Origin of the sequence: Amphibacillus cookii (assembly GCF_016908375.1) — a bacterium.
Taxonomy (GTDB): Bacteria; Bacillota; Bacilli; order Bacillales; family Amphibacillaceae; genus Amphibacillus_C; species Amphibacillus_C cookii.
This window is the reverse complement of the sequence record NZ_JAFBDS010000001.1, coordinates 474,409-499,497: the sequence shown is the minus strand read 5'-3', so window position 1 is coordinate 499,497 and position 25,089 is coordinate 474,409. Positions and strand designations below refer to the sequence as shown.

The following is a 25,089-nucleotide window of genomic DNA, read 5'->3' as shown; positions in this document are numbered from 1 at the left end:
AGATGTTTTTATAGCAAGCTAATATTTCTTTACATCTCCTTTATTATTTTTTCTATCTCTTTATAAAGGTCTTTAATCGGATGTGATTGTGCTCTTGCACAAACCTTGGCTTCTTGGTCACATAAATAACATTTCCGCATCGCATACCCTAGTTCTGTCCGCGAAATGGAGCGATATGTAATCGGATCAATCACATCAACATCTAGTAACCTCCCAAAACTTGTTGTCTCTTCGAAGTGAATGGTTCTTTTTTTTATTTCTTTTGGTGATAGTGAACAAATCACACCATGATATTCAGGACCTGTACTCAAATCACGTTGATTATATTCATCAATCATTTTAGAGCTTGTTTTTAATACAGCTTTCAAAGCAGCTATACTCGTATCAAATAATTCTATTAACATGGGGTTATTTTTAATCGCTCCAGGGATGTTTAATTTAATCGATATCACTGAGATACCATATTGATCAAGCAGATGATTGATTAATATGCTTCGTTCCTCCCGACGCGCTAATATAGCCTTTAATGATTGACTTCCCTCATTTGAAAACATTAGCAAACCTCCAGCACAACTTGGCTATTGCTTGACTTGTAATACTTTATCAATAAGTGTTCCATCTCGATATTCAACAAGAGCTACCACTTTATCTTCATATTCAATTGGCTTAGGCGTTCCCGTAATTTCATAAGCTTTCTCTTGCAAGGCATCAATAGTAAAAATCGGGATGCCTTGATCACTTAAACTTGCAATAAGATCTCTACGTTTAGGATTAATTGCTATTCCTATTTCAGTCACAATCACATCAACACTTTCTCCTGGTGTAATTACCGTGTTGACACGATCAACAATCGTTGGGATTCTACCTCGGACTAGGGGAGCAGAAATAATTGTCATTTTTGCGTTGGCTGCATCACAGTGACCGCCTATTGCACCGCGTAACACGCCATCAGAACCTGTCATAACGTTTACATTAAATTGATTATCCACTTCTAACGCAGATAAAATAACAACATCTAATTGATTGACAGCAGCTCCTTTATTATGAGGATCAGCGTAATAGGAAGCACTGATTTCAATTTGTCTCTCTTGTTGTCCTAGACTTATCGCAGCTTCTTTGTCAAAATCTTGCACATCTAATATAGTGTCAACTAAATTTTCTTCTAACAAAGTCAACATGGGTTTCGTTATACCACCTAAAGCAAAACTTGCTTTAATACTATTATTCTTCATTTCTTCTGCTAGAAATCTCGTTACAGCTAGTGCAGCTCCTCCTGTGCCTGTTTGAAATGAAAAACCATTTTTGAAATAGACTGATTTCGTAATCACTTCTTTAACTAACTCCGCTATTTGAAGTTCTTTTGGGTTCGTTGTAAAGCGAGTTGCACCAATGCCAATCCCTTCAGAATCACCTATTTTATCCAATTTAACAATGTAATCGACATCTGTTTGGGCAATACTTATTGGTGTATTCGGATATGGAAGAATCGTATCGGTCAATAAAACAACTTGATCAGCATATTTGGCATCCATTTGAGCGTATCCTAATGAGCCACAAATCGTTTTACCTTTTACACCATTCGCATTTCCATAAAGATCTGTACTCGGTACACCTAAGAAAGCCACATCAATCTTTATATCTCCAGCTTCAATTGCACGTGCTCTTCCACCGTGTGACCGCAGGCGAACAGGTTCTTTCATGACCCCATTAGAAATGGCTTCTCCCAATTCTCCACGCAAGCCACTAGTGGTCATATTTGTGATGACGCCTGTTTTTATATGATGCACTAATGGAGCATGTACGTTCGTTAAGGAGCTTGGTGCAATTGTTAAATTTTTTATTCCTTTCTTTGCAATGGCATCCATTACGAGATTAATAATGTAATCCCCTTCTCTAAAATGATGATGAAAAGAAATCGTCATATTATCACATAAATTAAGCTTATTGATTACTTCTTCAATTGAAGCTACCAATTTCTCTTCTCCAAGTTTGATTGGCCTTACTTTAGGTGCCGCACGTTGCACAACTTTACAGTCAGTATTAACACCGGCAAAAAGCTTGTTATTGCCTCTTACTTCTTCGGGTATCTCTCGTTTCACTTTATTCATCAACTTGCATTGACCTCCTCGTTTATGAATGATTGGCTAGTGAAAGTACATATTTCGCTCGTTCCACAATCGGCTTATCAATCATTTTTCCATTTAAAGCAATCACTCCTGATTTCTTTTCGTTTGCTTCTTCAATAGCATTAATGACATCTAGTGCATGATTAATTTCTTTTTTTGTTGGGCGATAAATTTCATTAACTATTTTAATTTGACGTGGATTGATAATCGATTTACCGTCAAAGCCAAGTTGATGAATTAACTCCACTTCCGCTTTAAAACCCTCTTCATTATCTAAATCGGTATAAATCGTATCAAATGCCATAATGCCAACAGACCTTGCCGCATGAATAATCATACTTCTAGCAAAAAGCAATTCATTACCATTAGGATAACGCCTGGTTTTCATATTGGTCACATAATCTTCTGCACCTAAAGCAATTCCAATTAAACGTTTACTGGATTCTGCAATTTCCAGTGCATTTAACGTTCCTTTTGCACTTTCAATAGCTGCCATCATTTTAGTAGAACCTACTTCTCTACCTAATTTTCTTTCGTAGGATTCAATCACTTCCTCAACATCTTTAATATCTTTTGCTGTCTCTGTTTTAGGTAAGCGAATGACATCTACATCCGCAGCAATCATCGCTTCGATATCGTCAAACCCAAACCCTGAATTAAGAGAATTAATCCGAACAATCAATTCTTTTTCACCATAATCTACCATTTTAAGTGCATGGTAAACTAACAATCTAGCTGAATCCTTTTCAAAAGGTGAGACAGCATCTTCTAAATCAAACATAATCGAATCTGATGCATAAATACTTGCATCTCTAATCATCGCTGGATGGTTACCTGGAACGAACATCATTGTTCTTCTTAGATTTGTCATCACTTGATCACTCCCCACTCAACACGCTGATTTCCTTCGATACTTCGATAAATAGCTGTTTCCATTCTCGCTCGAATTGTACAATCTAGAGCACCATTATCAACGACCAAAACCTTAGCATGTTCTATCATTTTATCGCTTAGAATTTTTCTGATTAACATATCAATGTGTTCTCCAAACTGCTTCTGCACACTACTACGAATATCAATATCAATTCCTTGTTTATTAGGCCCTAAAATAATTTGAATATCACTTGATTCCAAAGTACCTGATGTAGACTGATTAATTATTTCCAAATTGATTCACTTCCATTTTTTGTTTTTTATAAGTTTTTAAGTACTTTAATGTTGTACGTGGTACATAATTTCCTAATAATTCTACATTATTAGTCTCAATAAGGTCTCTAACTTTTGTCGCACTAATAATGTCACCGTTACTTGCTGTTAATCTTGGAATTTCTACTAATTGAACAGTGGGATAAAGTACCTCCTTTAAAACACGATTATAAATTTTAGTTGTAGGTGAAAAAGGCTCTTCTCCTACAAAACGGTACTTTATCCCAAGGGCCGATGCGATATAATGTTCGAAGATACTAGCATCTAACCGTGCATGCTCTGTCGTAATATCTGCTTTTTTATTTATAAAATAAGAAGGAAATGTTGTATTCGAAACGATATAATTTCCAGCGCTATGTAATTTGACATTCTTTAACGACGTTAAACCCTGTTTTACTAATTCATATCGGATCGAAAATGGGAACAAAGATTCTTCTTCCTCAACGACAAAAATGTGAACAAAATCACATAAAGATGCTGCATACTGTACTAAATATAAGTGACCTTTCGTAAATGGATTAGCATTCATAACAATGCTCCCAATCACATGACCTTCTTGATAATGCATCTTTAAGTTATGTTTATAATATTCAACCCCATAAACACCTCTTTCTAATAAACACAAACGATTGGTGCAAACTACTTTTTTAAAACCAAGATCAATAAATTTCCCGATTACATCTGGTTTCGTATAAACAAAATAGTGATAAATGTCTTTTTGACTTAATTCAGTAACAATTTCGTTTACAATTTTGTTTAGTAAGCATTGCCCACGGTGTCCTTTATCTACTGCGACACACTTAATGATGTTTTTATGAAATGACCCTGTCGCAACTAACTTTTCCCCCTCATAGATTCCCAAGGTATCTGTCACTACTTCATCCGACTGCATACCATGGTTATCCAGAAATGCTTTCCAAACTTCATAAACGTCTTTACGTGCTAAATTTAATCGAACCACTTCTAATTGCTCCATACATGCCTCCTTTCTTCAATATCATTAACGATTCATTGAAGGTATACATCTACTTTTCTCGTTACGACATTCGTTAAATGAATACGCTTTCCACGAGTCGATGCTATTTTATCACAGCTGTTTTCCAAGACAATACAAAATAGTGTTTTTTAGGTGTGCTTCGTGTTTTTACAGTGTACTTTGTGTTTTTTATCTGTTTTTAATGTTTTATAGGTGTTTTTTGTATAATTCACTCATTCATTTTTTCTAAATATGCTATTATTTAGTTAAGTTTTTCCTCTGTTATATCATCTATCATCAAAACGAAAAAAGGAGATTACATATGGACGATTACATTGATGACATCATTAAACAAGTTGATCTTTCAAATCCTCGATCCCTAAACGAAAGTGTTTATCAAGGTTTTAAAAAATCAATTATTGATGGTATTATCCCAGTTGGAGAAAGGTTGAATGAAAAGGAACTATCAAGAAGGCTAAACATCAGCAGAACACCTGTAAGAGAAGCTACCAAACACCTCATTGAAGATAAGCTTGTCGAATATATCCCTAAGCGAGGAGTCATCGTTAAAAAAATTTCTAAAGATGACGTCATAGAAATCTATAAATTACGGAAAAATTTAGATTCTCTTGCGGCCATTGAAGCGATGAAACATATGACAGCAAGCGATTATCAAGAATTTTATAAAATACTAGATGATACCGAAAAGCTTTGGTTAAACGATAAAATTGATGAAACCATTCAAATGTTTAAAGTTTTTAATGAAAAAGTATACTTAAAAAGTGAAATGCCACGCTTGAAAGCAATAATCTCTGAATTAAGAGAATACCTGAAACGATTTCGCATTATATCACTTCAAGATCCAGAACGATGCAAACGCGCACTTTTTGAACATAGAAAAATGATTATTTTGATGGAAAAAGGACAAAAAGAAAATTTGGTTGAGCTCATACATAAACATCTCAATTTTAGTGAAAAACATATTATCATCGCATTAGAAAATCAAATGAAAGGATTAAAACAACCACATGTTAAGTCATAGTCTTTTTCATCAGCTAGCTAAAACGGCACAACAAGCCATTTTATATGAAGTCAGTATTCAACCAAAACCCGGATTAGTTGATCCTAATCATTCAGGCGCCCATTCAGATATGGATTTCTTCACCTTTTTATCAAGTGCAACAAGCTTGTATGAAGGTCTATTTCAATTTGCTTATAATGGTTATTATTTCGAAGGATCCAGTGATGAACACTTTCAAAGTTTAAGAGGATTGGGTATGAATTGCGAAGATAAAATGTTTCGTGCTACAAATGGCATTAACACACATAAAGGTGTGATTTTCTCTTTTGCAACTATTGTTGCCGCTACGGCTAAGGTATTGAAACAAAAAAAAATAAACCTACATGAATACAGTCGTGACGACACCACTCATATTCTCGCTGAAGTAAGATGCTTAACTGAAAATTTAATTACAAATGATCTAGAAAATTTACCATCGACTACACAGCTAACAAATGGAGAAAAACTTTATAAAGACTATGGGATATTAGGGATACGTGGTGAAGTAGCCAAAGGTTTCCCCATTGTTGCTAATCATGCGCTCCCTTATTTAAGGGAGGAAAAATCACTAGATATTAACACGCAATTGCTTTATACATTACTTATCATTATGAAGCACGCAGAAGACAGTAACATCGTCAATCGAGGTAACTTAGATACATTAAAATATGTACAAACACAAGCCGATTATTTATTGACTCATTGTAATAACAAACAGTTATTATATAAGGGATTAAGCAATCTTAATCATGACTTCATTCAGAAAAACCTTAGCCCTGGTGGTTCTGCTGATCTCTTATGTGTTACCATCTATTTCGCCTTGCTTGAAAATCTAATCCATTAGTCCAAAATCTTAAGTTGAGCGATGACTACTCATTCCTTTAGATAACAATTAGACGTCTGAATAGTCATGTGAATTATGAAATGGGTTAAAGTATAAAACGAACTTTCATCAGTGCACGTTTTCGTTCTCCCGCTGATTTGTCGTTGAGTGAATCAGGCCATTAGCATCCATTAGCTCTCGGGTAAACCGCTGTTCTCTTTTCTGTGTTTTGAGGCCGACATTTTACGGAATTTAAAAGTCATCAAATATCCTACATTCGAGAAAAGATTTTAGATGTGCTGACTTTAATCTATTTAAATCTAAAAAATAATGGGCTAAAACTTTAGTTCAACGATCGGTTAAAAATCAAGTTTTTTAGGATATACATATATTAATGGGAGGGTTTGCATGAAAGAAGCAAATGGACCATTTGTCATTTCAATTGCTGCTGTTTCTGGTGGCGGAAAAACAGCCGTAACAACACATTTAGTTAAGAAATTACAAAATTCTAAAGTACTGCATTTTGATAATTACGATTTCAATGGCCCTGATGATATTATATCTTGGGTCGATAATGGTGCTAACTATAACGAATGGGACTTAACTCCTTTGATAAGAGATTTACAAAAATTATTCAAGGAAAATCTTGATTATATAATAATAGACTATCCATTTGCCTATAAAAATGCTCAGATTAGTAAACTAATCGATGTTGCTATATTTTTGGATACTCCTTTAGATATTGCATTAGCAAGGCGAGTAACTAGAGATTTCATGAAAAGTTCTCTTGCCGATATATTAGCTGAAATGAAAAACTACATTTCACAAGGCAGGCGGGGGTATACTGAAATGATCAAAATTATTAAACCGAATTCAGACTTTATTATAGATGGAACTTTATCAGTAGATGAGATTTCAAGTACAATTGTTGAAATAATTGAGGAGAGGAAGGACAGAATTATTTAGAGGGGAAATTCTAAAAATGTACGGATTATCCATGCAAGGATTGTCACAAAAAGTATGAAGTTATTCTAAATACTTTAACAGATGTTCCTTAAGGAGGTCATGAATTAATAGTTGATTCATGACCATTGCCTATTGTTGAATATGACCACCCCCATTTACTTTTACTCTGAAGATGTTCTGGAACTCAGTATCGAGGATTTAGACATTATCACGAGATAAGCGATGTCTTAAAAGAGGAGATAGAAACTACTGAAAACTATACAAAGATTCATTGGGTACCTGATAGCTTGCAAGCAAAAAAATGCCATTCAAAAACCAAGTAACAAATAAAGAGTTGCTTATCAAGAGGGAAGGTCCTTTCAGATGGGGAAAGAATCAAGAAACCGTCAAAAACAAATTAAAACCATCCTTAAACAAAGAATTAGATGAAATGATTGAATCAGGGCTCATAAAGTTTTTTCAAAAGCCTGGTGGTTCGCGTAAAGAATGGATTATAAGTGTACAGGCTATGGAGAAGTGGTTTGGTGAGAAATGAAAAGATATGCAATACCAAATTATTAATTTGTAATAGCATTTTAAAAAGGAGTTAAGCAGATGAAAAGTGTTTTATTAAAGGTTTATGAACTTATGATGATCGTCCTCGTATTTATTGTTTTGACAATTTTAATAATAGAATTCACATTTGATTTAAATGATACTACATCTCGACTTCTTTCAATAATTGATTTTATAATTCTGATGTTATTTACGGTCGATTATGTTATTCGTTTATTTATGTCAAAAGATAAATATTTTTTTATTCGTACTAATAAGGCTGATTTAGTAGCTATTATTCCATTTTCATCTTTTTTCCGAGTGTTTCGTCTTGCAAGGATTGCTAGACTTGCAAGATTAAGTAGAATTAATCGTGTAATTCGAATTGGAGTTTGGCTAACTAGATTCAAAGAAAAGATACATCTCTTCATAAAAACAAATGGTTTTATCTACATGATTATTATTACAATTATAATGATTTTAGCAGGAGCTATTGGAGGATATTTATTAGAAGGAATGAGTATTTCTGACGGGATTTGGTGGTCTTTTGTCACAACAACAACGGTTGGCTACGGAGATATTTCACCAGAAAGTATTGGTGGAAGAATCCTTGCTGGATTACTTATGCTTATTGGTATTGGTTTTATTGGGATGCTCACGGGTACGATTGCTACTTTTTTTATCAACGGAATAGATAAACCCAAACCATATAAAAAAGAAGCACTAGATAGAATTAAAAATAAACTCGATAACTTTGATGACTTGAGCGAAGATGAAATCCGGGATATGTTCAAAGTATTGATAACGTTAAAGAAAGATGAGATCCAACTATAAAAAATAAACTTGATCAAATTATCTTAATCATAGCCCCCACCACTTGGTAGTGCCCCAAGAAGTGAGGGCTATTTTTAAAAAATAGTGGCTGTAAATAAAATGCGCGCTTCAACGCTTGCTAATCGAAAAAACACCTATGATAAGCGAATTGTTCCTTACATTGGTCACATAAGGGTTAAGAACATTAACCCCGATAACATCCATCTTTAAAAAACGACAAAATACAATTCCAAGAACCAAAAACAAAGAACACGAAAAGACAAATAGCCCTAACATCTGGAAAAATGTTAGAGTTAAAAAAGAGGGTGAGACAAAACGAAACAGCAGTAATGAAAATCCGAACAAACTGGACAAAGCGCAGGAAAAATACGAAGACTCCTGTGGGAATAGCACGAGCTGAAGATCCACTGTGTGAAGCGTCCTTCTTCACACAGTTAGCTGAAGCCGTGCCCACGGAAAGCGAAGTATTTTTCCGAAGCGTCATCTGTCCTCAGATATTCATGTTCGGATTTTACCATTCTCAATGACGCTTTTGTCCCAACCTCATTCCGAATTAGTAATTACCACACAACTAGGTACACTATATAGCCCTAGAAACCTATTACGCAATTTCAATATGATTTCAGGAAAAGCTGGTGTATCAAAAATAAGATTCCACGATCTACGACACACGCATGCTACTCTATTGTTAAAATTAGGCGAAAACCCTAAAGTAGTTAGCGAACGTTTAGGACATAGCCGTGTATCCATCACATTAGACACATATAGTCATGTCTTGCCGGACATGCAAGAGAGTACAGCTGAGAGGTTCTCTGCTTTTTTACATGGTCAAAAAGTGGTAATTCTGATAATGGCGAAACGCCTAAGGCTAAAACCTTTGGCGCTCTAATGACTTCGACTGGGCTCGAACCAGCGACCCCCACCCTGTCAAGGTGATGCTCTCCCAACTGAGCTACGAAGTCGAAATATTAATCATGTGTTTTTAATATAATCGAAACGCTGTCTGCCGTCAAGGAATTTATTCTTAAATATAATTATCTTTCAGTTAACAATTTTTCTGTTTTTTTGATATGATAGAGAAAGATAATTGTGAGTGTTTTTTATCATTACAGTATTTTTTAAAATAGATATTTAAAACATTTAAATTAAAGAGGACATTTTTCATATCAACAAGCGTTCGTGAATCTGTTGACATATCACTTCATCATTAGATAACTATTTAAATGTCTGCTTTTAAATTTGAAGAAAATAAATTCCAGAAAATGAGGATAGATATATGCAACCGAAAAAATTACCTATTGATTATACCATAGTGTTTTTACTATGCTGTTTTTTTATATTTAGTTTATTAGCAATTTATAGTGGTTCAGGCCAATATGCCAGTGGAGATCCTACCTTTTATGTAAAGCGACAAATTGTTTTTTATGTTATTGGTTTTATATTGATGGCTGTGATTGCATATTTTGATTTTGAACTAATTGAAAAATGGACATTAGCGCTTTATAGTGCCGGATTAATTCTGTTAATAGCCGTTCGATTTATTGGAATTGAGAAAAATGGTGCAATACGCTGGATAAATCTTGGCTTTATGGAGTTGCAACCTTCAGAAGTTATGAAGATTTTTCTTGTTTTACATGTGGCTGCACTTCTAACCCGATTGGGAAAGTATCGACTCAGCTTTAGGGAAAGCATACCCGTAACGCTAAAAATCTGGATGTATACCTTGCCACCAACTTTTTTAATCTTAAAACAACCTGACTTGGGTACAGCACTTATGATCCTTTTTGCTGTCTTTGCGTTAATATTTGCTTCAAGCATTTCAATCAAAATGTTTATGCTTTTATTTTCGCTTGGATTAACAGGTCTTGGGACTTTAATTTTCTTGTACCTTTATAACTTTGACCTTTTTAACCGTCTTATTGCTGACCACCAATTAGCTAGAATCTATGGTTGGTTAAATCCAATTGAATACTCACAAGGTTTTGGTTATCAACTACAACAAGCCATGCTTGGTATTGGTTCAGGACAGTTATCTGGTACGGGATTCAATCAAGGCTATCAAGTGCAGAGTGGCCGAATTCCAGAGGCACACACTGATTTTATCTTTTCTGTCATTGGGGAAGATTTTGGTTTCTTAGGAACAAGTATTTTAGTTATCTTGTTTTTCGTCTTAATTTATCGGATCATTACCATCGCTTTTCATGCTAGCTCATTATTTGGTGTTTATATTTGTATTGGCGTCATCGGACTATTTGCTTTTCAAATTTTCCAAAACATTGGTATGACAATTGGTTTAATGCCAATTACCGGTCTGGCTTTGCCGTTTATCAGCTATGGTGGTAGTGCGTTGTTAACGAACATGATGGCGATTGGATTAGTGACAAGCGTGCATCTGAGAACAAAAGAGTATATGTTTAGCAGCGACGAAACGATTGAATAAGGAGTCTTAATCTATGAAAAATCGCTTAAAAAGATTTGATTATGGTTTAATTATTGTAATAATGGCCATAAGTATATTTGGTTTAGTGATGGTATATAGCTCAAGCTATACGCTCTCAACACTTCAACATGGGCATGGTTACTTCTTTTTCATGAGGCAATTACAATTGTTTGGGGTCGGACTGTTTATTTTCGTGATCATATCGTTTATTTCATTAAAAACATTAGGAAAGTTAAGTCCAATGCTTATATTACTATCAGTTATCCTGCTTGGTTTGGTGCTTGTGCCTGGTATCGGCTTAGTCAGAAACCAAGCTCAGCGATGGCTAGGTTTTGGCCCCCTTGTCTTTCAGCCATCAGAAATTGTTAAAGTATTTATGATCATTTATTTTGCATATATTTATGCAAAGAAACAACCATATATTGATCAATTTAAGAAAGGCGTCTTGCCACCGCTTGTCATTTTAGCTGTCGTATTCTTATTGATCTTAGAACAACCTGATTTAGGAACAGCTACACATATTCTATTAATTTGTGGTTTAATTGTCGTTTTTAGTGGTGTGAGATTTCACCATATTTTTCTCTTAGCGACTATTGCTGCTAGTGGTATTACTTTTTTTGCGATCTCACAGCCTTACCGTATGCAGCGACTGACTTCCTTCTTAAATACTTTTGATGATCCTAGCGGTGATGGTTACCAACTGATTAATTCATATGTATCCATAGCTACAAGTGGGCTTTTTGGAAATGGATTAGGTAATAGTGTACAAAAACTTGGTTATTTACCTGAAGCACACACGGACTTTATTATGGCTGTAATTGTTGAAGAGCTCGGCATAATAGGTGTACTAACTGTCATCGGTGGTTACATATTTATCTTATATCGTGGCATCCAAATATCGAAAGAAGTGGACAGCATGTATTTAAAATTGTTAGCTCTTGGTGTGACCTTTCAAATTACGTTACAAGCTATTTTTAATCTCGGTGCAGTGAGTGGTATGCTACCCATTACTGGTATACCATTACCTTTTATCAGCTATGGTGGAACATCATTGATTTTCACCCTACTCTCTGCTGGTATTCTCGTTAATGTGTCAGGAAGACGCCCATTGCCTGATGCACAAAAGCTTTCGTAAAAATTATGTTTATGAAAGCTTTTTTAACAAGTCATATAAAACAAATCTGCAATCAGTGGACGGAGGGCTACAGGACGTGGCGGTCTTAGTCTGTAATCCTTCTAAAAGATGTGGAGGTTTTATTCTACGATCTTATCCTCCCATTGATTGATCGTTGAGTGAATTAAGAATATTACCGCCCGTTATCGCCCACCGAAATAGTTTTACCTCTGCTTCCTATTTTGAACCAGGCGTTTTACGGACGGTTAGCTGTAATAAATAATGGCTTGTTAAGATATTGTGACCAAGTTGACATAATAGAACCATTCTTTAGTAACTACCCCAACCTTCTCCTTAAATAACCAACTGGTATATGTTACTAAACAACCGTTGAACCCAGATAGCTTATGACTTCTTAATATTTTCCTTATTTTTCACAATGAAATGTTATGTTACAACTGTTAGCCTTTTGAATAGAGTTATAAACTCAAATTCTAGGAGGTTATCATATATGAAAAAAATCATCTTTTTTACTAGTTTATTCCTAATAGTGGCTTTTAGCCCAATTCAATCTAAAGCAGCGACACATACGGTTGAGCATGGTGAATCCTTGTGGCAAATTGCTAATCGATACGGCATATCTATTAATCAAATCATTTCAGAGAACCAGCTTTCAAGTTCAGTCATCCATCCTGGGCAGAGTCTAAACATTGATGCTTCAATAACCCGTACAGAAAAAGAGCTTCTTGCAAGACTTGTCCATGCGGAAGCTAGAGGAGAGTCCTATCCAGGTAAAGTAGCCGTAGCAACGGTTGTCTTAAATAGAGTGGATCACCCTGACTTTCCAAATACCATTGAGGGTGTTATATATCAACGTTCTGCCGGTGGTTTTTATGCCTTTACACCTGTTCAGAATGGGGCAATTAATCGGGAAGCAAATCAGGAAGCGCTCCAGGCTGTTAATGAAGCAATTGCCTTCCGCGGGCAAGGGAGTGGCTCTCTTTATTTCTATAATCCTCGAACAGCTACAAATGACTGGATTCGCAGCCGTGAAGTAACTATAATTATTGGAAATCACCATTTCGCTAAATAGTTTATAAAGCAAACCTTCAATCAGTTGGCATTTTACGGACGATTAGCTATGATAAAATAATTTCATCGCTGATTATTCTTCACCAACGCTATGTAACAAAGAACCAAAAAAAGAGGCGTTCTTTTCATCTCGATGAAAAGAACGCCTCTTCTGCTATTTAATTAATCATTCACATCGTATTTTTCAATTAAACTACTTAACCCTTGGTTCAAGTGTGTAAGTTGTTCTGCAGATTGGGCAACATTACCAATCACACGAACTTGTTCATCAATTGAAGAGGTAATTTCTTCAACAGATGCTGCTGTTTCTTCTGACACACTAGAGGCACTCTCTATCGCCGCACTCATTTCTTTATTATGATTATTGATTGTATCGATTTCTTGCTTCACTAAGTCTAAAGATGCAACAATGTCTTTAACAGAAAGGGATAATTGACCAAATTTACTTTGGGTACTGATAACATCAGTACTTAACTCTTCTGCTGTCTTCATCGTGCCTTCTACGGTTTTCACTGTACTGGCTGTTTCATTAACAATCGCAGAAACCACTGATTGCACTTGATGGGTAGCACCTTTTGATTGCTCAGCTAATTTTCTAATTTCCTCAGCAACGACTGAGAACCCTTTACCGTGCTCGCCAGCACGTGCTGCCTCAATACTGGCGTTTAACGCTAATAAATTGGTCTCTTCGGCTATATTCTCAATCGTATCCATCACTTTCGTAATTTCTTTCACTTTATCACTTAAAGCTTTAATCTCATTGCTAACTTGCTGTGATGCAGTTAAAGATTCAGCATTAGAAGCTTGAAGTCTTTCAATAATTTCGCTTCCTTCTGTTGAAACGGTTGCCGTCTTAGTTGTTAATGTGCTCATCTTCTCATTTTGCGTTGTCATCGCGGTGATTGCTTGTGTTAACAGGTCTACTCGTGAGTTAATATCTTCAAGGTCATTTGCCTGCTCTTGTGTCCCTTTGGCAATCTCGTTAATTGCTTCTCCAACTTCTTGACTACTAGCAGACGTTTCTTCTGATATGGCTGATAAGTCTGTTGCTGAATCAAGCAAATGTGCACTTGTTTTTTGAACATTATTAACTAAAGTTTTTAACTCAATCGACATTTTATTAAAAGCTGTAGCTAATTGTCCAATTTCATCACTTGATTCCTTTAGATCCGTTTGATAGATCTTACCTTCTGCGATATTATTTGACACGTTCGCTACATTTTTTAACACCTTAATTTTAGAACGTGTTAAGAAATAAAAGACTAATGTACTTAAAATGACTAGTACCAAAGTTGAAATGACAATAAAAATAAGTAGCGTATGCAAATCTTCATAAAATTCATCTTGAAAAACAACCATACCTACTGTCCAATCCCATGGTTCAAAATACTGCATATAAGCGGTTTTGTCTCGATATGAACCATCGTCTTGTAAATCTGCATAGATCACATACTGATCTTCAATATGACTAGATTGTCCGGCTTCAACCATCGTTGCACGATTATCTCTCGTATGCTCATTAGGCGGCTCTTGACCGACACGACTCGGGTGTATTTGCAACACATAATCCTGATCATATGCTAACAAATAACCATCTTGTTTGTACGAAAAATGAGAGGCTAAATAATCATAAGTACCTTCTTCATTTATGGGACCACTTAAAACTAACCGTGCTTGTTCCTGTGCTTCCTCCAATGATAACGTTCCTGATTCGACATTTTCATTCAAAAGCTCAAGTGATGCTAACGAACCGTCCACAATACTCTTTAAATCACGTTCACCAGCCTCCAGTAACTGACTTCTTGCTATAAAATAACTTGTTGTTCCAATTAATGCCCCAGTAATTAGAATGATAATAGTGACAAGTAACAACAATTTTGCTGAAATCGAATGAAACATATTTTTAATTTTCGACATTGCTTTTCCCCCTTTTAAGAAACTTACACTTTATTTATCGACAAATATCTACAAAATTCAATCCATTTTTCTAAAATCCATATTATGATATAATAACGTTTAAAAAAGACTGGAGTTTTTATGATGGACGTCATTGAAGCATTGACAGCAACAACAAAGCAAGATGCGTTTACTATTCGCAAACAGGTTTTTATTAATGAGCAGGGGGTTGATCCCCAAATAGAACATGATCAATATGATCAAGATGCGATCCATATCGTTGGCTATTTAGATCAACAGCCAATAGCCACAGCCAGAATACGTCTGATCGATAACAAAGCAAAGATTCAACGCGTAGCGATCTTAAAAGCTTATCGTAAACGCGGTTATGGTAAACAACTTATGTTAGCATTAGAAGCCATTGTAACATCACACGGTATTGATATCGCCACTTTACACGCTCAAACCCATGCGCTGTCTTTCTATCAATCTGTTGGCTATCAAGTGATGTCTGAGCCTTTTTATCATCAATCCGGTATTGAGCATGTCGAAATGGAAAAACCACTTAGGTAACGTATAAATCCTCCCAATCTCGGCGAAGCTGTTTTTAACAACAGGGGGGGATCGGCATGCATTTCGGTTCAATATTTATAGAAACAATTTTTGGGTTTATCGTCTTATTTACGATGACGAAAGTACTTGGTAAAACACAAATTAGACAGCTTACTGCGTTTGACTTTATTTCTGCTCTGATTCTTGGTGAATTGGTCGGTAATGCTTTGTATGACGACCAGGTAGGTATTAAAGAAATTGGTTTTGCTGTGATACTTTGGGGAAGTTTGATGTATATAACTGAATTTATTAGTCAACGTTACAAAAGATCAAGAGCACTTATTGAAGGAAAACCAGCACTGGTGATCAGTAAAGGGCACTTACAACGTGATGTAATGAAGAAAAACAAACTGGACATGAATCAACTGTTGCATCTCCTTCGTCTTAAAGATGTATTCTCTGTTCAAGATGTTGATTACGCAATCTTAGAAACAGATGGAACCGTTTCTGTTTTAAAGAAGACAATGGCACAACCGCTGAATAGGCTTGATTTAAATTTAGCACCTGAGAAGATTGTTCTACCTATTACCTTAATTAATGACGGTGAGATCATTTATGATAATTTAAGCGAAATAGATCGAGATCAAAAATGGCTTGTCCAACAATTAAAGCAACAAAATATCGATTCATATGACAAGATATTTTACGCCGAATATCAAGAAAATAAGCCACTTTACATCCAAACCATGTAACAGTGGCTTATTTTTTTATACATATAAATTAACTTGCCCGCCAATACCCGTTAGCTGAGCATATATTTGTGAAGGTCCGGACGAGATGTCCACCAATGGTTGGCTACTTGAATTTTCACTTTTATCACGTTCTAAATCAGTAAAATCTTCTTGTGCTGTCCCTTGGTTTGTTTGTATATTATCATGTGTTTCAAGTCGTATGGGATAAGGACGCTCGATTGGCATTGGATCTTGATCTGGTTGCGTCACACGTTCTTGATAATACTTTGCTTGATAATTTTCAATTGGTAGTATATAACCCATGGATCATCCCTCCTTTACTTCATATATACCCGCTTTACACAGCTTTTAATCCTTTATTCTTCCCATAGCCTAAAGGCATCTGCAAATGCTCTCATTTCCCGCTCCAATTGATCAACATATGGTACAACTTTTTGCTCTGGTCTCCTAAAGTAATGCTCATTTTTAACTAAATGTTTTTCTATAATAGCTAAATTTTTTATAAATTGAGAGTGATTTATCATATTAGATCACTATAGCCATGAGAATGGGCGACGACGTTCTGGTTGAGGTTGAGACTGTTCATTTTCTGATTCAGATTCTCCCTCTTGTTTAGGTGTTTCTTGATCTTCAGTTTCAGCAGCTTCTGACTGTGTAGGCATTGGTGGCCTGCGCCCAAAAAAAGGATCAAATGGTGGGCGTCTTTCTTGACCAGTCGGTTCAAAATGAACATGGTCTGCTTGAATAATTAGATCATTTACTTTGATTACTTTCTTTTCTTTTTCTTCAGCCATCTTATCTATCACTCCTTTTATTCACGAGAATGAAGTCGATATTAGTCTATGCTCATTCACCTAATTGGTGCTACAAAATTGAAACTTCCATATGATTGTTGGATCGAAAACGATAGCCTGAAAAGAACAGATTCACTAAAGCCAAACAAGTGGAGCAGATATTATTATTATTTCAATTTTAAATTTTTCTCCTTTTACTTGATTATATTATAAAACGAACCTTGAATCAGGACATTAGCCCGTTATCACCCACCTCAATCGATTTGCTCTACTCTCTATTTTGAGGGGATAATTTATGGTCGATTATCTGTATGAGCTGAAATGTGACGCTTACTAATAGCATGCTACTATTCTTAATTTGATGCATATCTATACATACAGAATAAAATTACCATACCGCCCACACTGCAACGTTGATTGAACATATTCTATAAGTGACGATTCGGTCAGCCAATATTATGGAAAGGAGATATGCATTATGTCTTGTGGAGGTAAATATGATACTGGCAATTGTGTTGCAGATATTTTAAGAGAGATTGCCGATGCTCAAGACCAGCTAGTTGATTGTACCTGTGATTCTAGTTGTGAACAGTCGATTGCGGACTTGTTAGGGGAAGTGTCTCCAGTTAGCGATCTTGATACTGTACCCGTTATTTTATACTGCAAAGACTGTAAACCATTCAAAGGTTACGGTGCGCGCATTAATCAAATTCAGAATGTATTTGGTAGCTTTTATTTCCGTGTAAAAAGTATTGACAAGGATAATTGTGCGGTATTAGAGTTGCTAAGAGACCCAAGCTCACAAAAACATGATCCTAAGTCCCCAGTTGAACAAGAAACAAACAAATTAAGAGGAACAGGTGTCTGTATCACTGTTAACCTTGAATGTTTCTGTCATATTACTTGTTTACCAGCAATCAATGCGCTATAATTCAAAACTAAACGAGGCTCATTTTTGAGCCTCGTTAGTTATTAAATCCGATTAACTTAATATCCTCTATATCCTTAACTTGAAATTGACGATGTTTTGGTGGTAATTTTGCTTCAAAGTATACTTGATCATCCTCGACTTTTGTAATGTTCCCTTTATGTGATTCACCTGCGAGTTTCACTTGGCAATTAAGCCGTGGCAGAAACGATGAGGGTTGACTAAGATATGTTAGTTTATCTTCAATCGTCATTTCTTTAAACTTTGTTGGTTTCATGTCCTTTTTTTCATCTGTTAAAGTTTGGTCCTCTACCTCGTCCACTTCAAGTTCTGTGGTAGATGGTATATTTTGATCGCGCTCAATTAATATGGGACGTCCTTGTCTTCGTGGCTTAGGCTCAACTGGATACGTCGTCCCCTTAGTTGAATAATACTCTTTTTGCATTGGAGCAATCGGTGCTTTTAAATCTGGTTGAGCGATATACATCATCGGGCGATGTTTCATAAGCATTCCTCCTCTCACACCTTACTATATGATCAAAGGAATGATATCGTGACATTATCCTACTTAATTTTAAGACAGCCCTAATATGCTATAGCCAGAATCAACATGGATGATTTCACCTGTTACACCGCGTGATAAATCACTTAGTAAATAATAGGCTGTTGAACCTACTTCCTCTTGCGTTACCGTTCGTCGAAGGGGAGCTTTTTCTTCAATATCTTTTAAGATGGAATTGAAATCTCCCACACCTTTAGCTGAAAGTGTTCGAATCGGACCTGCTGAAATCGCATTAACTCGAATATCTTTTTGACCTAAATCATTTGCTAAATATTTCATACTTGCATCTAAACTCGCTTTAGCTACACCCATGACATTATAATTTTGAACCACGCGCTCCCCACCTAAATACGTTAAAGTAATGATACTTCCACCGTCTGTCATTAAAGGTGTAGCTTCTCTTGCAACAGCTACTAAAGAATATGCGCTTATATTATGTGCAAGTAAATAGCCATCACGGGAGGTCTCGATAAATTCACCTTTCAAGTCTTCCTTCTGTGCAAAAGCAATACAATGTGCCACACCATGAATGACGGTAACATCTTTCTTAATTGTTTGAAATGTTTCAGCTACTGCTTCATCACTTGTAACATCACATTGATAAAATAATGCATCTTGTCGATCTAGAGATGCCGCTAAATCTTTAACGGGTTTTTCAAATCGTTCATTGGCATAGGTGAAAATTAATCGTGCACCAGCTTGGTCCAATGCTTTAGCAATTCCCCAAGCAATACTACGCTTATTTGCAACACCCATTACTACATATGTTTTACCTTCTAATGAGAAATTCATGCTATTAGCCCCCTGAATGAATTATAACTTGTTATTAGTACCTGATACTATTTTAGCTGATCTATATATTAAACTCAACTATTTTTTAAAATTATAGTTTTTCTCATTAGCTTACTCACTAACGACTACCTTCACTAGGGTTTCCGCAAACCTTGTCATGATACGGACTTATTTTCCAAGTAATAAAATCAACAACCACAATTAGCTATGAAAATAGCCGATCACTTGCTTTTTTATTCTCCCGCTACTTTCAATTCATTTGTCCTTTAATACATGGAAAAACGAATTCATGTTAGACTATCTTTATATATTTTTTCAGAAGGTCTAAGTTAAGTATGAAGATAGACGTTATAGGAGATGTACATGGTTGTTATAAAGAGTTAAATCAACTTATTGGTAAACTGGGGTACTTATTAGAAAATGGATCCTATATTCATCCAAAACAGAGACGGCTAGTTTTTCTTGGCGACATCACCGATAGAGGACCCGATTCATTAAAAACGATTGAACTTGTATATAAATTAGTGCATCAAGATAACATTGCAGATTATGTACCTGGTAACCATTGCAATAAGCTTTATCGTTATTTCCTAGGAAATAACGTGCAAATTCGACACGGTTTAGAGACAACTGTTGAAGAACTTGAAGCATATTCAGCCCGTGAACAAGATCTTATTCGAGCAAAGTTCATTCAATTGTATGAGCAGGCTGAATTATACTTGCAAATAAAACCCTTAAATGCAGTAGTTGCACATGCGGGTATTAAAACCGAATATATCGGTAAAAGTGACAAAAAAGTACGTACATTTGTTTTCTATGGAGATATTACTGGTGAGAAATTAGCTGATGGTCGCCCAGTAAGACTAGATTGGGCCAAGCATTATAACGGAGATACTTGGATCATCTATGGGCATACCCCTGTTCTAGAACCGCGTTTTATAAATAAAACCGTCAATATTGACTTAGGATGTGTCTTCGGAAATAAACTTGCTGCTTTTCAATTACCAGAAGAAAACATCGTAACCGTTGCATCGCAACAGCCTTATGTGGAAGAGAAATTTACTTCTTATACTTAATTGAGCCGGAGACAACATAATACACCTACTTCAGTGTGCACAATGATAATAAGACGAATGACTATTACATCATTCGTCTTAACTTCCCATTTTCACTTTTAGATAAGGCCAGCTTAATTAGGTTGTAAAAACATAAAAGAAAAATACTGATGACTTGCAAGTCGTTATATATCCATAAGTTACATTAGCTTATTGTTACACGGGCGATCTACTATACTTAATAAATCAGCAGGCCAATCCGATTCCAATTGTATCCTTGTTTTAGTGATTGGATGTATAAAGGAAAGATAAACACAATGTAATGCTTGCCGATCTACGAGTGTAGTTGACCCACCATACAATTCATCACCAACGAGTGGATGCCCGATATGAGCAAAATGAACGCGAATTTGGTGTGTACGACCTGTTTCAAGCTTTACATCGACAATTGAACCCCATTTGACACTTCGAAGTACTTGATAATGTGTCACGGCTGGCTTGCCATCTTCTGAAACAATCCGTTCAATAATTGAATCAGGCTTTCTGGCAATCGGCGCATTAATTACCCCGTCTGTTTTTTCGGGTTTTCCTTCTATCACTGCTTGATAACGACGTTCAATTTTTTGTTGATGAAAAAAACTATGACAAAATCGTTGTTTGGCTATGAGCATCAATCCTGATGTATCGCGATCAAGTCGTGTAACGACATGCACGGTATAATCAAGACCTAAATGATCGTAGTGCGCAATCAGACCGTTAGCAACTGTTTTGGATCGATGATGTGCTGAAGGGATCGTTGCCATTTTAGCTGGTTTATTAATAACGATAAGAAAGTCATCCTCATATACAATATCCAAGTGAATTGGCTCTGGAATTAACCGTGGTCCTCTTTCTTCTTTAGGAAAATCAAGTTCGATTTGGTCACCAGCTCTTAAACGTTCTCTTACATTTACTATCTGTCCATTAAGTAGAATTTTACCTCCATCATATTTTAAGACTTTGATCATATGACGTGACAATCCGACGTGTTCTCTTAGAAATTCACGAAGTATCATTTGATTCTCAGCTTCTGTTATTTGCCATTTCACTGTTATACGACACCTTTCTTCAACTCAGTAGCATTCATCTGAAATAAACGAATCATGTACTCTTTTCCAAAAAGGAAAGGGTCTAAATCGGGCAAACCTGATACGTTCTTTCGCCACTGAGCACTCAAGCGCTGTCACATTTTCAACACTTTTGGTAATATGGTCAATTGTCATAATAAAACTTTGTTCTTTATCCACTGGTTTAAATTGACAAACATGGTGACTAGGTAAGATTAAAGGTGATCCAATCGTTCGATAAACTCGATTATTTATTGAAGACATCTCAGTAATTTGCATCGCTGACAACGATGGATGAATGATCGCTCCGCCTAAAGCTTTATTATATGCCGTACTACCCGATGGCGTAGAGACACAAAGACCATCACCACGAAACCGTTCAAAATGTTTACCTTTTATCGTCACATCAAGTACAACAGAGCCCTCAACTTTTTTTATTGTTGTTTCATTAAGCGCTAAAAAACGCTCAGCTTCTTCTTTGTTCTCATAGAAAATCTTCAGTGATAGTAAGGGATACTCAACAATTTCAAACTTTTGCTTAGCAATTTCAATGACAAGCTTTTCAACTTCTTCCGGTAACCAATCGGCATAGAAGCCGAGGTGCCCCGTATGAACACCAATAAAAGCTGTCTGTTTTAGACGATGAAAGTAATGATGTACCGCATGAAGAAATGTCCCATCTCCTCCTACAGAAATGACAAAATCTGGCTCTTTCATATTTCGTTCTAAATCAAAATCCAATAAATATTGTTCCATGATCGCCTTAATTCGATCCGACTTTTGGTCACCTTTTGATGTTACCGCAAATTTCATATTGCTTAGCTTCCCCCTTTTTTGTGTGCTTTACTTTTAAGTTGGTGAAAGATCCACTGTGCCTCTTGGACTTCATCTTTAATTTGAGACATTTCTTCATCTAACTGAAAAGCCGCTTCAGCTGCTCGTTTCAGCCTTGCCTTTATCTCTGTTGGAATTTGACCACTATACTTATAATTTAAAGAATGTTCATTAGTTGCCCAAAAATTCATGGCTAAAGTTCGAATTTGAATTTCAGCGAGAACTTGTTTCTTTCCATGGATAGTAGCTACAGGATAACGAATAATAACATGATATGATCGGTATCCACTTTCTTTCTTGTTTTTTATGTAATCTTTTTCTTCAAAAATATTAAAATCATGGCGAGACCTCAATAAATGTACTATTGAATAAATATCCCCAACAAATTGGCACACAACTCTTACCCCTGCAATATCTTGAATCACTTCCTCAATTTGATTTTTTGAAATGCCCTTTCGTGTGGCCTTATCTAGAATGCTGGAGACAGGTTTCACACGTCCCGTCACTAATTCAATTGGTGAATGCTTTGCCTCAATTTCATACTGCGCGCGCATGCCACGCAACTTAACCTTTAATTCCTCAACAACTTGTGTATAAGGAACCAAAAAAGTCGTCCAATTATCCTGTGTTTCCACAATAGCACCGCCTTTAATTATCTAAATACATGTAAACAGGAGAAAATATTACCCTCAATATCGGAACTAAATAAATTTTCATTAGCTTCTTAATAACTTTATCGTAATATATTTGTCATTTTTAACTTAGCATTGTCCATATTATTATATTGTATCATAAGCAAAATTATTTTCGACAGCCTATTTCTCGACTTTTGATTCATAAATAGACTATACTTGATAAAGATAATTTAATGAAGGAGTCCTTTTAATATGAACCAGGAAATTGAAATTGAATGTAAATTGTTATTAACTGAAGAAGAATACCGTTCGCTATTAGATTATCTTAATTGTTCAACAGTGCCTCCTAAGAAACAAATTAATTATTATTTCGAAACGCCCCATTTTGATTTAAAAAACAAGGGGGCTGCATTAAGGATTCGCTACAAAGATGATCAGTTTACGCTTACATTAAAGCAACCTCATCCTGACGGTTTACTCGAGACACATGACTATTTATCAAAAAAGCAAGCTGAGAATTGGTTAAACAATCAGCCAACTAGCACTCAAGCCATTGAAGACCAACTGATCGAGCTGGGCGTTCACCTTGATCAACTCCACTATGGTGGTGCTTTAGTGACTGAGCGTATCGAAATCGAATTTCGTGGTGCGTTAGTGGTTGCTGACATGAGTACTTACAATCACAAAATCGATTATGAATTAGAGGTGGAAGCTCAAACCCGCCAAAAGGCAGAAGCTGTAATGGAAGAATTAATCAATACTTTATCGTTGAAGACAAAACCAACACCAAACAAAATTGAACGTTTCTACCAATCCTTACAGCTTTAACTTGAACAGAGACCTATAGAAACCACCTGCTAAGACTTATCAGTTGCCGAAATGTGTTTGTCACTGATACAATTAATACAGCAAACAAGCCAATTAGCTTTTCATCACAACACTGACTTAGAAAGGAGAATCGATGTGAGCTATAAACAGACTGGGCCCTTTATCCAATCTGATGGACCATCAAAGGCACAGTACAGCTACTTTGATCTTCTCACAAAACCAATTGAAATTTATTTATTTACTGATCCGCTTTGTCCAGAATCTTGGGCATTGGATCCTATTATAAAAAAAATGCAACTCGAATATGGACGTTTCTTTTCAATAAGACCCATATTAACTGGAAAGCTATCTAAAATAAATCAGCAAACAGCACACCCTCCTGTTAAATTGAAGCAGTGGTGGGAAAAAACAGCTCATCAAACAGGGATGTGTTGCGATGGTGATCTTTGGTTAGAGGCTCCATTGAGCACACCATCTAGCATATCAACAGCTATTAAAGCCGCCGAGCTCCAAGGAATAAAAGCTGGAAGGTATTATTTACGTAAGATTCAAGAAAATCTATTTTTGAATAAAACAGATATTTCAACAGATGATCAATTAATTAGAATCGCTCAAGAAGTTAACTTAGATCTTGACGAATTTAGAAGAGACTTACATTCCAATTCTGCTCAAAAAGCACTGCAATGTGATTTGAAATTGACAAAAGAAATGGATGTAGACCAAATACCTTCACTTGTTTTCTTTAACGAAACAGTTGAAGATGAAGGGCTAAAATTAACGGGCACATACAGTTATGATATATACGTTAAAGTATTAAAACAATTATTGCAAAAAGAAGTTCAGCCTTTTGAGAAGCCCAAACTAGAGGACTTTATTTCACATTTTCACTTTGTTAGCTCGTATGAAATAGCTGTTATTTATGAATGGTCTATAGAAAGAGCTTGTAAAGAAATGAAGAAATTACAATTAAAGCAATTAGTATCCTGTGTACCTGTCAAACATGGTGTTTTTTGGCGTTACAATCGAACAGAGTCTTGATCCTAAGGATCAAGACTCTGTCTTTTTATAATTAGGCTCTGTTAAAGTCTGTTGTTGATAATTTTATTTACAGGAAGTAGAGTTTATTACTTTAATTTCTTTAATTAATGAGTTAAAGTGGGTATAACTGTATATAGTGGAGGGAT

General features: G+C 35.7%; 29 protein-coding genes and 1 tRNA gene. 16 read left to right on the top strand and 14 right to left on the bottom strand.

The window, feature by feature from the left end; translation table 11 throughout:
• Window positions 1–29: 29 nt before the first annotated feature.
• The 5 genes from citX to citC are packed head-to-tail and all read right to left on the bottom strand — an operon-like array spanning window position 30 to window position 4,308.
• Window positions 30–554, bottom strand: coding sequence for a citrate lyase holo-[acyl-carrier protein] synthase (gene citX / locus JOE23_RS02210; protein ID WP_204435654.1), 525 nt, complete (start codon window positions 552–554; stop codon window positions 30–32).
• A 24-nt stretch (window positions 555–578) separates the two neighbouring features.
• A complete protein-coding gene (gene citF, locus JOE23_RS02205) occupies window positions 579–2,108 on the bottom strand; it encodes a citrate lyase subunit alpha (RefSeq protein ID WP_239585203.1) in 1,530 nt (509 codons plus the stop codon).
• 22 nt (window positions 2,109–2,130) lie between these two features.
• Window positions 2,131–2,997 (bottom strand): citrate (pro-3S)-lyase subunit beta, encoded by an 867-nt coding sequence (gene citE / locus JOE23_RS02200; RefSeq protein WP_204435652.1) that lies wholly within the window; start codon window positions 2,995–2,997, stop codon window positions 2,131–2,133.
• Window positions 2,997–3,293, bottom strand: a complete 297-nt coding sequence (gene citD / locus JOE23_RS02195) for a citrate lyase acyl carrier protein (protein WP_204435651.1) — start codon at window positions 3,291–3,293, stop codon at window positions 2,997–2,999. The genes citE and citD overlap by 1 nt, the downstream gene beginning before the upstream one ends.
• On the bottom strand, window positions 3,280–4,308 hold the full coding sequence (gene citC / locus JOE23_RS02190; protein WP_204435650.1) for a [citrate (pro-3S)-lyase] ligase: 1,029 nt from the start codon (window positions 4,306–4,308) through the stop codon (window positions 3,280–3,282). Before citC ends, citD begins: the two co-directional genes overlap by 14 nt.
• Window positions 4,309–4,630: 322 nt before the next feature.
• Here citC and JOE23_RS02185 point away from each other — a divergent pair, with 322 nt between their 5' ends.
• The 7 genes from JOE23_RS02185 (at window position 4,631) to JOE23_RS02155 (ending at window position 9,414) form a co-directional block, all read left to right on the top strand.
• Window positions 4,631–5,350, top strand: coding sequence for a GntR family transcriptional regulator (locus tag JOE23_RS02185; RefSeq protein ID WP_204435649.1), 720 nt, complete (start codon window positions 4,631–4,633; stop codon window positions 5,348–5,350).
• The gene (gene citG, locus JOE23_RS02180) at window positions 5,337–6,212 is read left to right on the top strand and encodes a triphosphoribosyl-dephospho-CoA synthase CitG (protein WP_204435648.1); all 876 of its coding nucleotides are present in this window, start codon (window positions 5,337–5,339) and stop codon (window positions 6,210–6,212) included. The genes JOE23_RS02185 and citG overlap by 14 nt, the downstream gene beginning before the upstream one ends.
• A 387-nt stretch (window positions 6,213–6,599) precedes the next feature.
• Entirely contained in the window at window positions 6,600–7,157 is a 558-nt protein-coding gene (locus tag JOE23_RS02175) for a nucleoside/nucleotide kinase family protein (protein WP_204435647.1), read from the top strand.
• Between the two features lie 301 nt (window positions 7,158–7,458).
• Window positions 7,459–7,692, top strand: a complete 234-nt coding sequence (locus tag JOE23_RS02170) for a DNA-binding protein (RefSeq protein ID WP_204435646.1) — start codon at window positions 7,459–7,461, stop codon at window positions 7,690–7,692.
• A gap of 59 nt (window positions 7,693–7,751) precedes the next feature.
• Entirely contained in the window at window positions 7,752–8,525 is a 774-nt protein-coding gene (locus JOE23_RS02165) for a potassium channel family protein (RefSeq protein ID WP_204435645.1), read from the top strand.
• Window positions 8,526–8,624: 99 nt separating this feature from the next.
• Window positions 8,625–8,735, top strand: a complete 111-nt coding sequence (locus JOE23_RS18225) for a tyrosine-type recombinase/integrase (protein WP_204435644.1) — start codon at window positions 8,625–8,627, stop codon at window positions 8,733–8,735.
• A gap of 313 nt (window positions 8,736–9,048) precedes the next feature.
• Window positions 9,049–9,414, top strand: a complete 366-nt coding sequence (locus JOE23_RS02155; protein ID WP_204435643.1) for a tyrosine-type recombinase/integrase — start codon at window positions 9,049–9,051, stop codon at window positions 9,412–9,414.
• Here the strand turns inward: JOE23_RS02155 and JOE23_RS02150 are convergent.
• Window positions 9,415–9,487, bottom strand: a tRNA-Val gene (locus JOE23_RS02150).
• A 314-nt stretch (window positions 9,488–9,801) separates the two neighbouring features.
• Here JOE23_RS02150 and rodA point away from each other — a divergent pair.
• The 3 genes from rodA (at window position 9,802) to JOE23_RS02135 (ending at window position 13,172) form a co-directional block, all read left to right on the top strand.
• A complete protein-coding gene (gene rodA, locus JOE23_RS02145; RefSeq protein ID WP_204435642.1) occupies window positions 9,802–10,965 on the top strand; it encodes a rod shape-determining protein RodA in 1,164 nt (387 codons plus the stop codon).
• A gap of 13 nt (window positions 10,966–10,978) precedes the next feature.
• On the top strand, window positions 10,979–12,100 hold the full coding sequence (gene ftsW / locus JOE23_RS02140; protein WP_204435641.1) for a putative lipid II flippase FtsW: 1,122 nt from the start codon (window positions 10,979–10,981) through the stop codon (window positions 12,098–12,100).
• Window positions 12,101–12,590: 490 nt separating this feature from the next.
• Window positions 12,591–13,172: a cell wall hydrolase gene (locus JOE23_RS02135; protein ID WP_204435640.1), complete on the top strand. Its 582-nt coding sequence runs from the start codon at window positions 12,591–12,593 to the stop codon at window positions 13,170–13,172.
• A gap of 161 nt (window positions 13,173–13,333) precedes the next feature.
• Here the strand turns inward: JOE23_RS02135 and JOE23_RS02130 are convergent, their stop codons facing one another.
• Window positions 13,334–15,088 (bottom strand): methyl-accepting chemotaxis protein, encoded by a 1,755-nt coding sequence (locus JOE23_RS02130; protein WP_204435639.1) that lies wholly within the window; start codon window positions 15,086–15,088, stop codon window positions 13,334–13,336.
• Window positions 15,089–15,211: 123 nt separating this feature from the next.
• Here JOE23_RS02130 and JOE23_RS02125 point away from each other — a divergent pair, with 123 nt between their 5' ends.
• A complete protein-coding gene (locus JOE23_RS02125; protein ID WP_204435638.1) occupies window positions 15,212–15,640 on the top strand; it encodes a GNAT family N-acetyltransferase in 429 nt (142 codons plus the stop codon).
• Window positions 15,641–15,696: 56 nt separating this feature from the next.
• Window positions 15,697–16,371, top strand: a complete 675-nt coding sequence (locus tag JOE23_RS02120) for a DUF421 domain-containing protein (protein ID WP_204435637.1) — start codon at window positions 15,697–15,699, stop codon at window positions 16,369–16,371.
• Window positions 16,372–16,386: 15 nt separating this feature from the next.
• On the opposite strand, the gene JOE23_RS02115 is transcribed toward JOE23_RS02120, so the two are convergent.
• Window positions 16,387–16,674, bottom strand: coding sequence for a hypothetical protein (locus JOE23_RS02115; protein WP_204435636.1), 288 nt, complete (start codon window positions 16,672–16,674; stop codon window positions 16,387–16,389).
• Window positions 16,675–16,904: 230 nt separating this feature from the next.
• Window positions 16,905–17,165: a hypothetical protein gene (locus tag JOE23_RS02110; protein WP_204435635.1), complete on the bottom strand. Its 261-nt coding sequence runs from the start codon at window positions 17,163–17,165 to the stop codon at window positions 16,905–16,907.
• A gap of 478 nt (window positions 17,166–17,643) precedes the next feature.
• Here JOE23_RS02110 and JOE23_RS02105 point away from each other — a divergent pair, with 478 nt between their 5' ends.
• Window positions 17,644–18,096 (top strand): CotY/CotZ family spore coat protein, encoded by a 453-nt coding sequence (locus JOE23_RS02105; protein WP_204435634.1) that lies wholly within the window; start codon window positions 17,644–17,646, stop codon window positions 18,094–18,096.
• A 34-nt stretch (window positions 18,097–18,130) separates the two neighbouring features.
• Here JOE23_RS02105 and JOE23_RS02100 read toward each other — a convergent pair whose 3' ends face one another.
• Window positions 18,131–18,598: a CotO family spore coat protein gene (locus JOE23_RS02100; protein WP_204435633.1), complete on the bottom strand. Its 468-nt coding sequence runs from the start codon at window positions 18,596–18,598 to the stop codon at window positions 18,131–18,133.
• Window positions 18,599–18,667: 69 nt separating this feature from the next.
• Window positions 18,668–19,447, bottom strand: coding sequence for an enoyl-ACP reductase FabI (gene fabI, locus JOE23_RS02095; protein ID WP_204435632.1), 780 nt, complete (start codon window positions 19,445–19,447; stop codon window positions 18,668–18,670).
• A 335-nt stretch (window positions 19,448–19,782) separates the two neighbouring features.
• Between fabI and prpE the strand changes: the two genes are divergently transcribed.
• A complete protein-coding gene (prpE, locus tag JOE23_RS02090; protein ID WP_204435631.1) occupies window positions 19,783–20,523 on the top strand; it encodes a bis(5'-nucleosyl)-tetraphosphatase PrpE in 741 nt (246 codons plus the stop codon).
• A 179-nt stretch (window positions 20,524–20,702) separates the two neighbouring features.
• On the opposite strand, the gene JOE23_RS02085 is transcribed toward prpE, so the two are convergent.
• From JOE23_RS02085 to yjbM, 3 genes are read right to left on the bottom strand one after another with little or no spacing between them, the layout of a single operon-like run.
• Window positions 20,703–21,590, bottom strand: a complete 888-nt coding sequence (locus tag JOE23_RS02085; RefSeq protein WP_204435630.1) for an RluA family pseudouridine synthase — start codon at window positions 21,588–21,590, stop codon at window positions 20,703–20,705.
• Window positions 21,591–21,614: 24 nt separating this feature from the next.
• Entirely contained in the window at window positions 21,615–22,421 is an 807-nt protein-coding gene (locus tag JOE23_RS02080; RefSeq protein WP_204435629.1) for an NAD kinase, read from the bottom strand.
• A gap of 5 nt (window positions 22,422–22,426) precedes the next feature.
• Window positions 22,427–23,077 (bottom strand): GTP diphosphokinase, encoded by a 651-nt coding sequence (gene yjbM, locus JOE23_RS02075; RefSeq protein ID WP_204435628.1) that lies wholly within the window; start codon window positions 23,075–23,077, stop codon window positions 22,427–22,429.
• Window positions 23,078–23,329: 252 nt separating this feature from the next.
• Between yjbM and JOE23_RS02070 the strand changes: the two genes are divergently transcribed.
• Together JOE23_RS02070 and JOE23_RS02065 are read left to right on the top strand one after the other, a co-directional pair.
• Entirely contained in the window at window positions 23,330–23,905 is a 576-nt protein-coding gene (locus tag JOE23_RS02070; protein ID WP_204435627.1) for a CYTH domain-containing protein, read from the top strand.
• Between the two features lie 135 nt (window positions 23,906–24,040).
• The gene (locus JOE23_RS02065) at window positions 24,041–24,943 is read left to right on the top strand and encodes a ClpXP adapter SpxH family protein (RefSeq protein WP_338021876.1); all 903 of its coding nucleotides are present in this window, start codon (window positions 24,041–24,043) and stop codon (window positions 24,941–24,943) included.
• Window positions 24,944–25,089 lie beyond the last annotated feature (146 nt).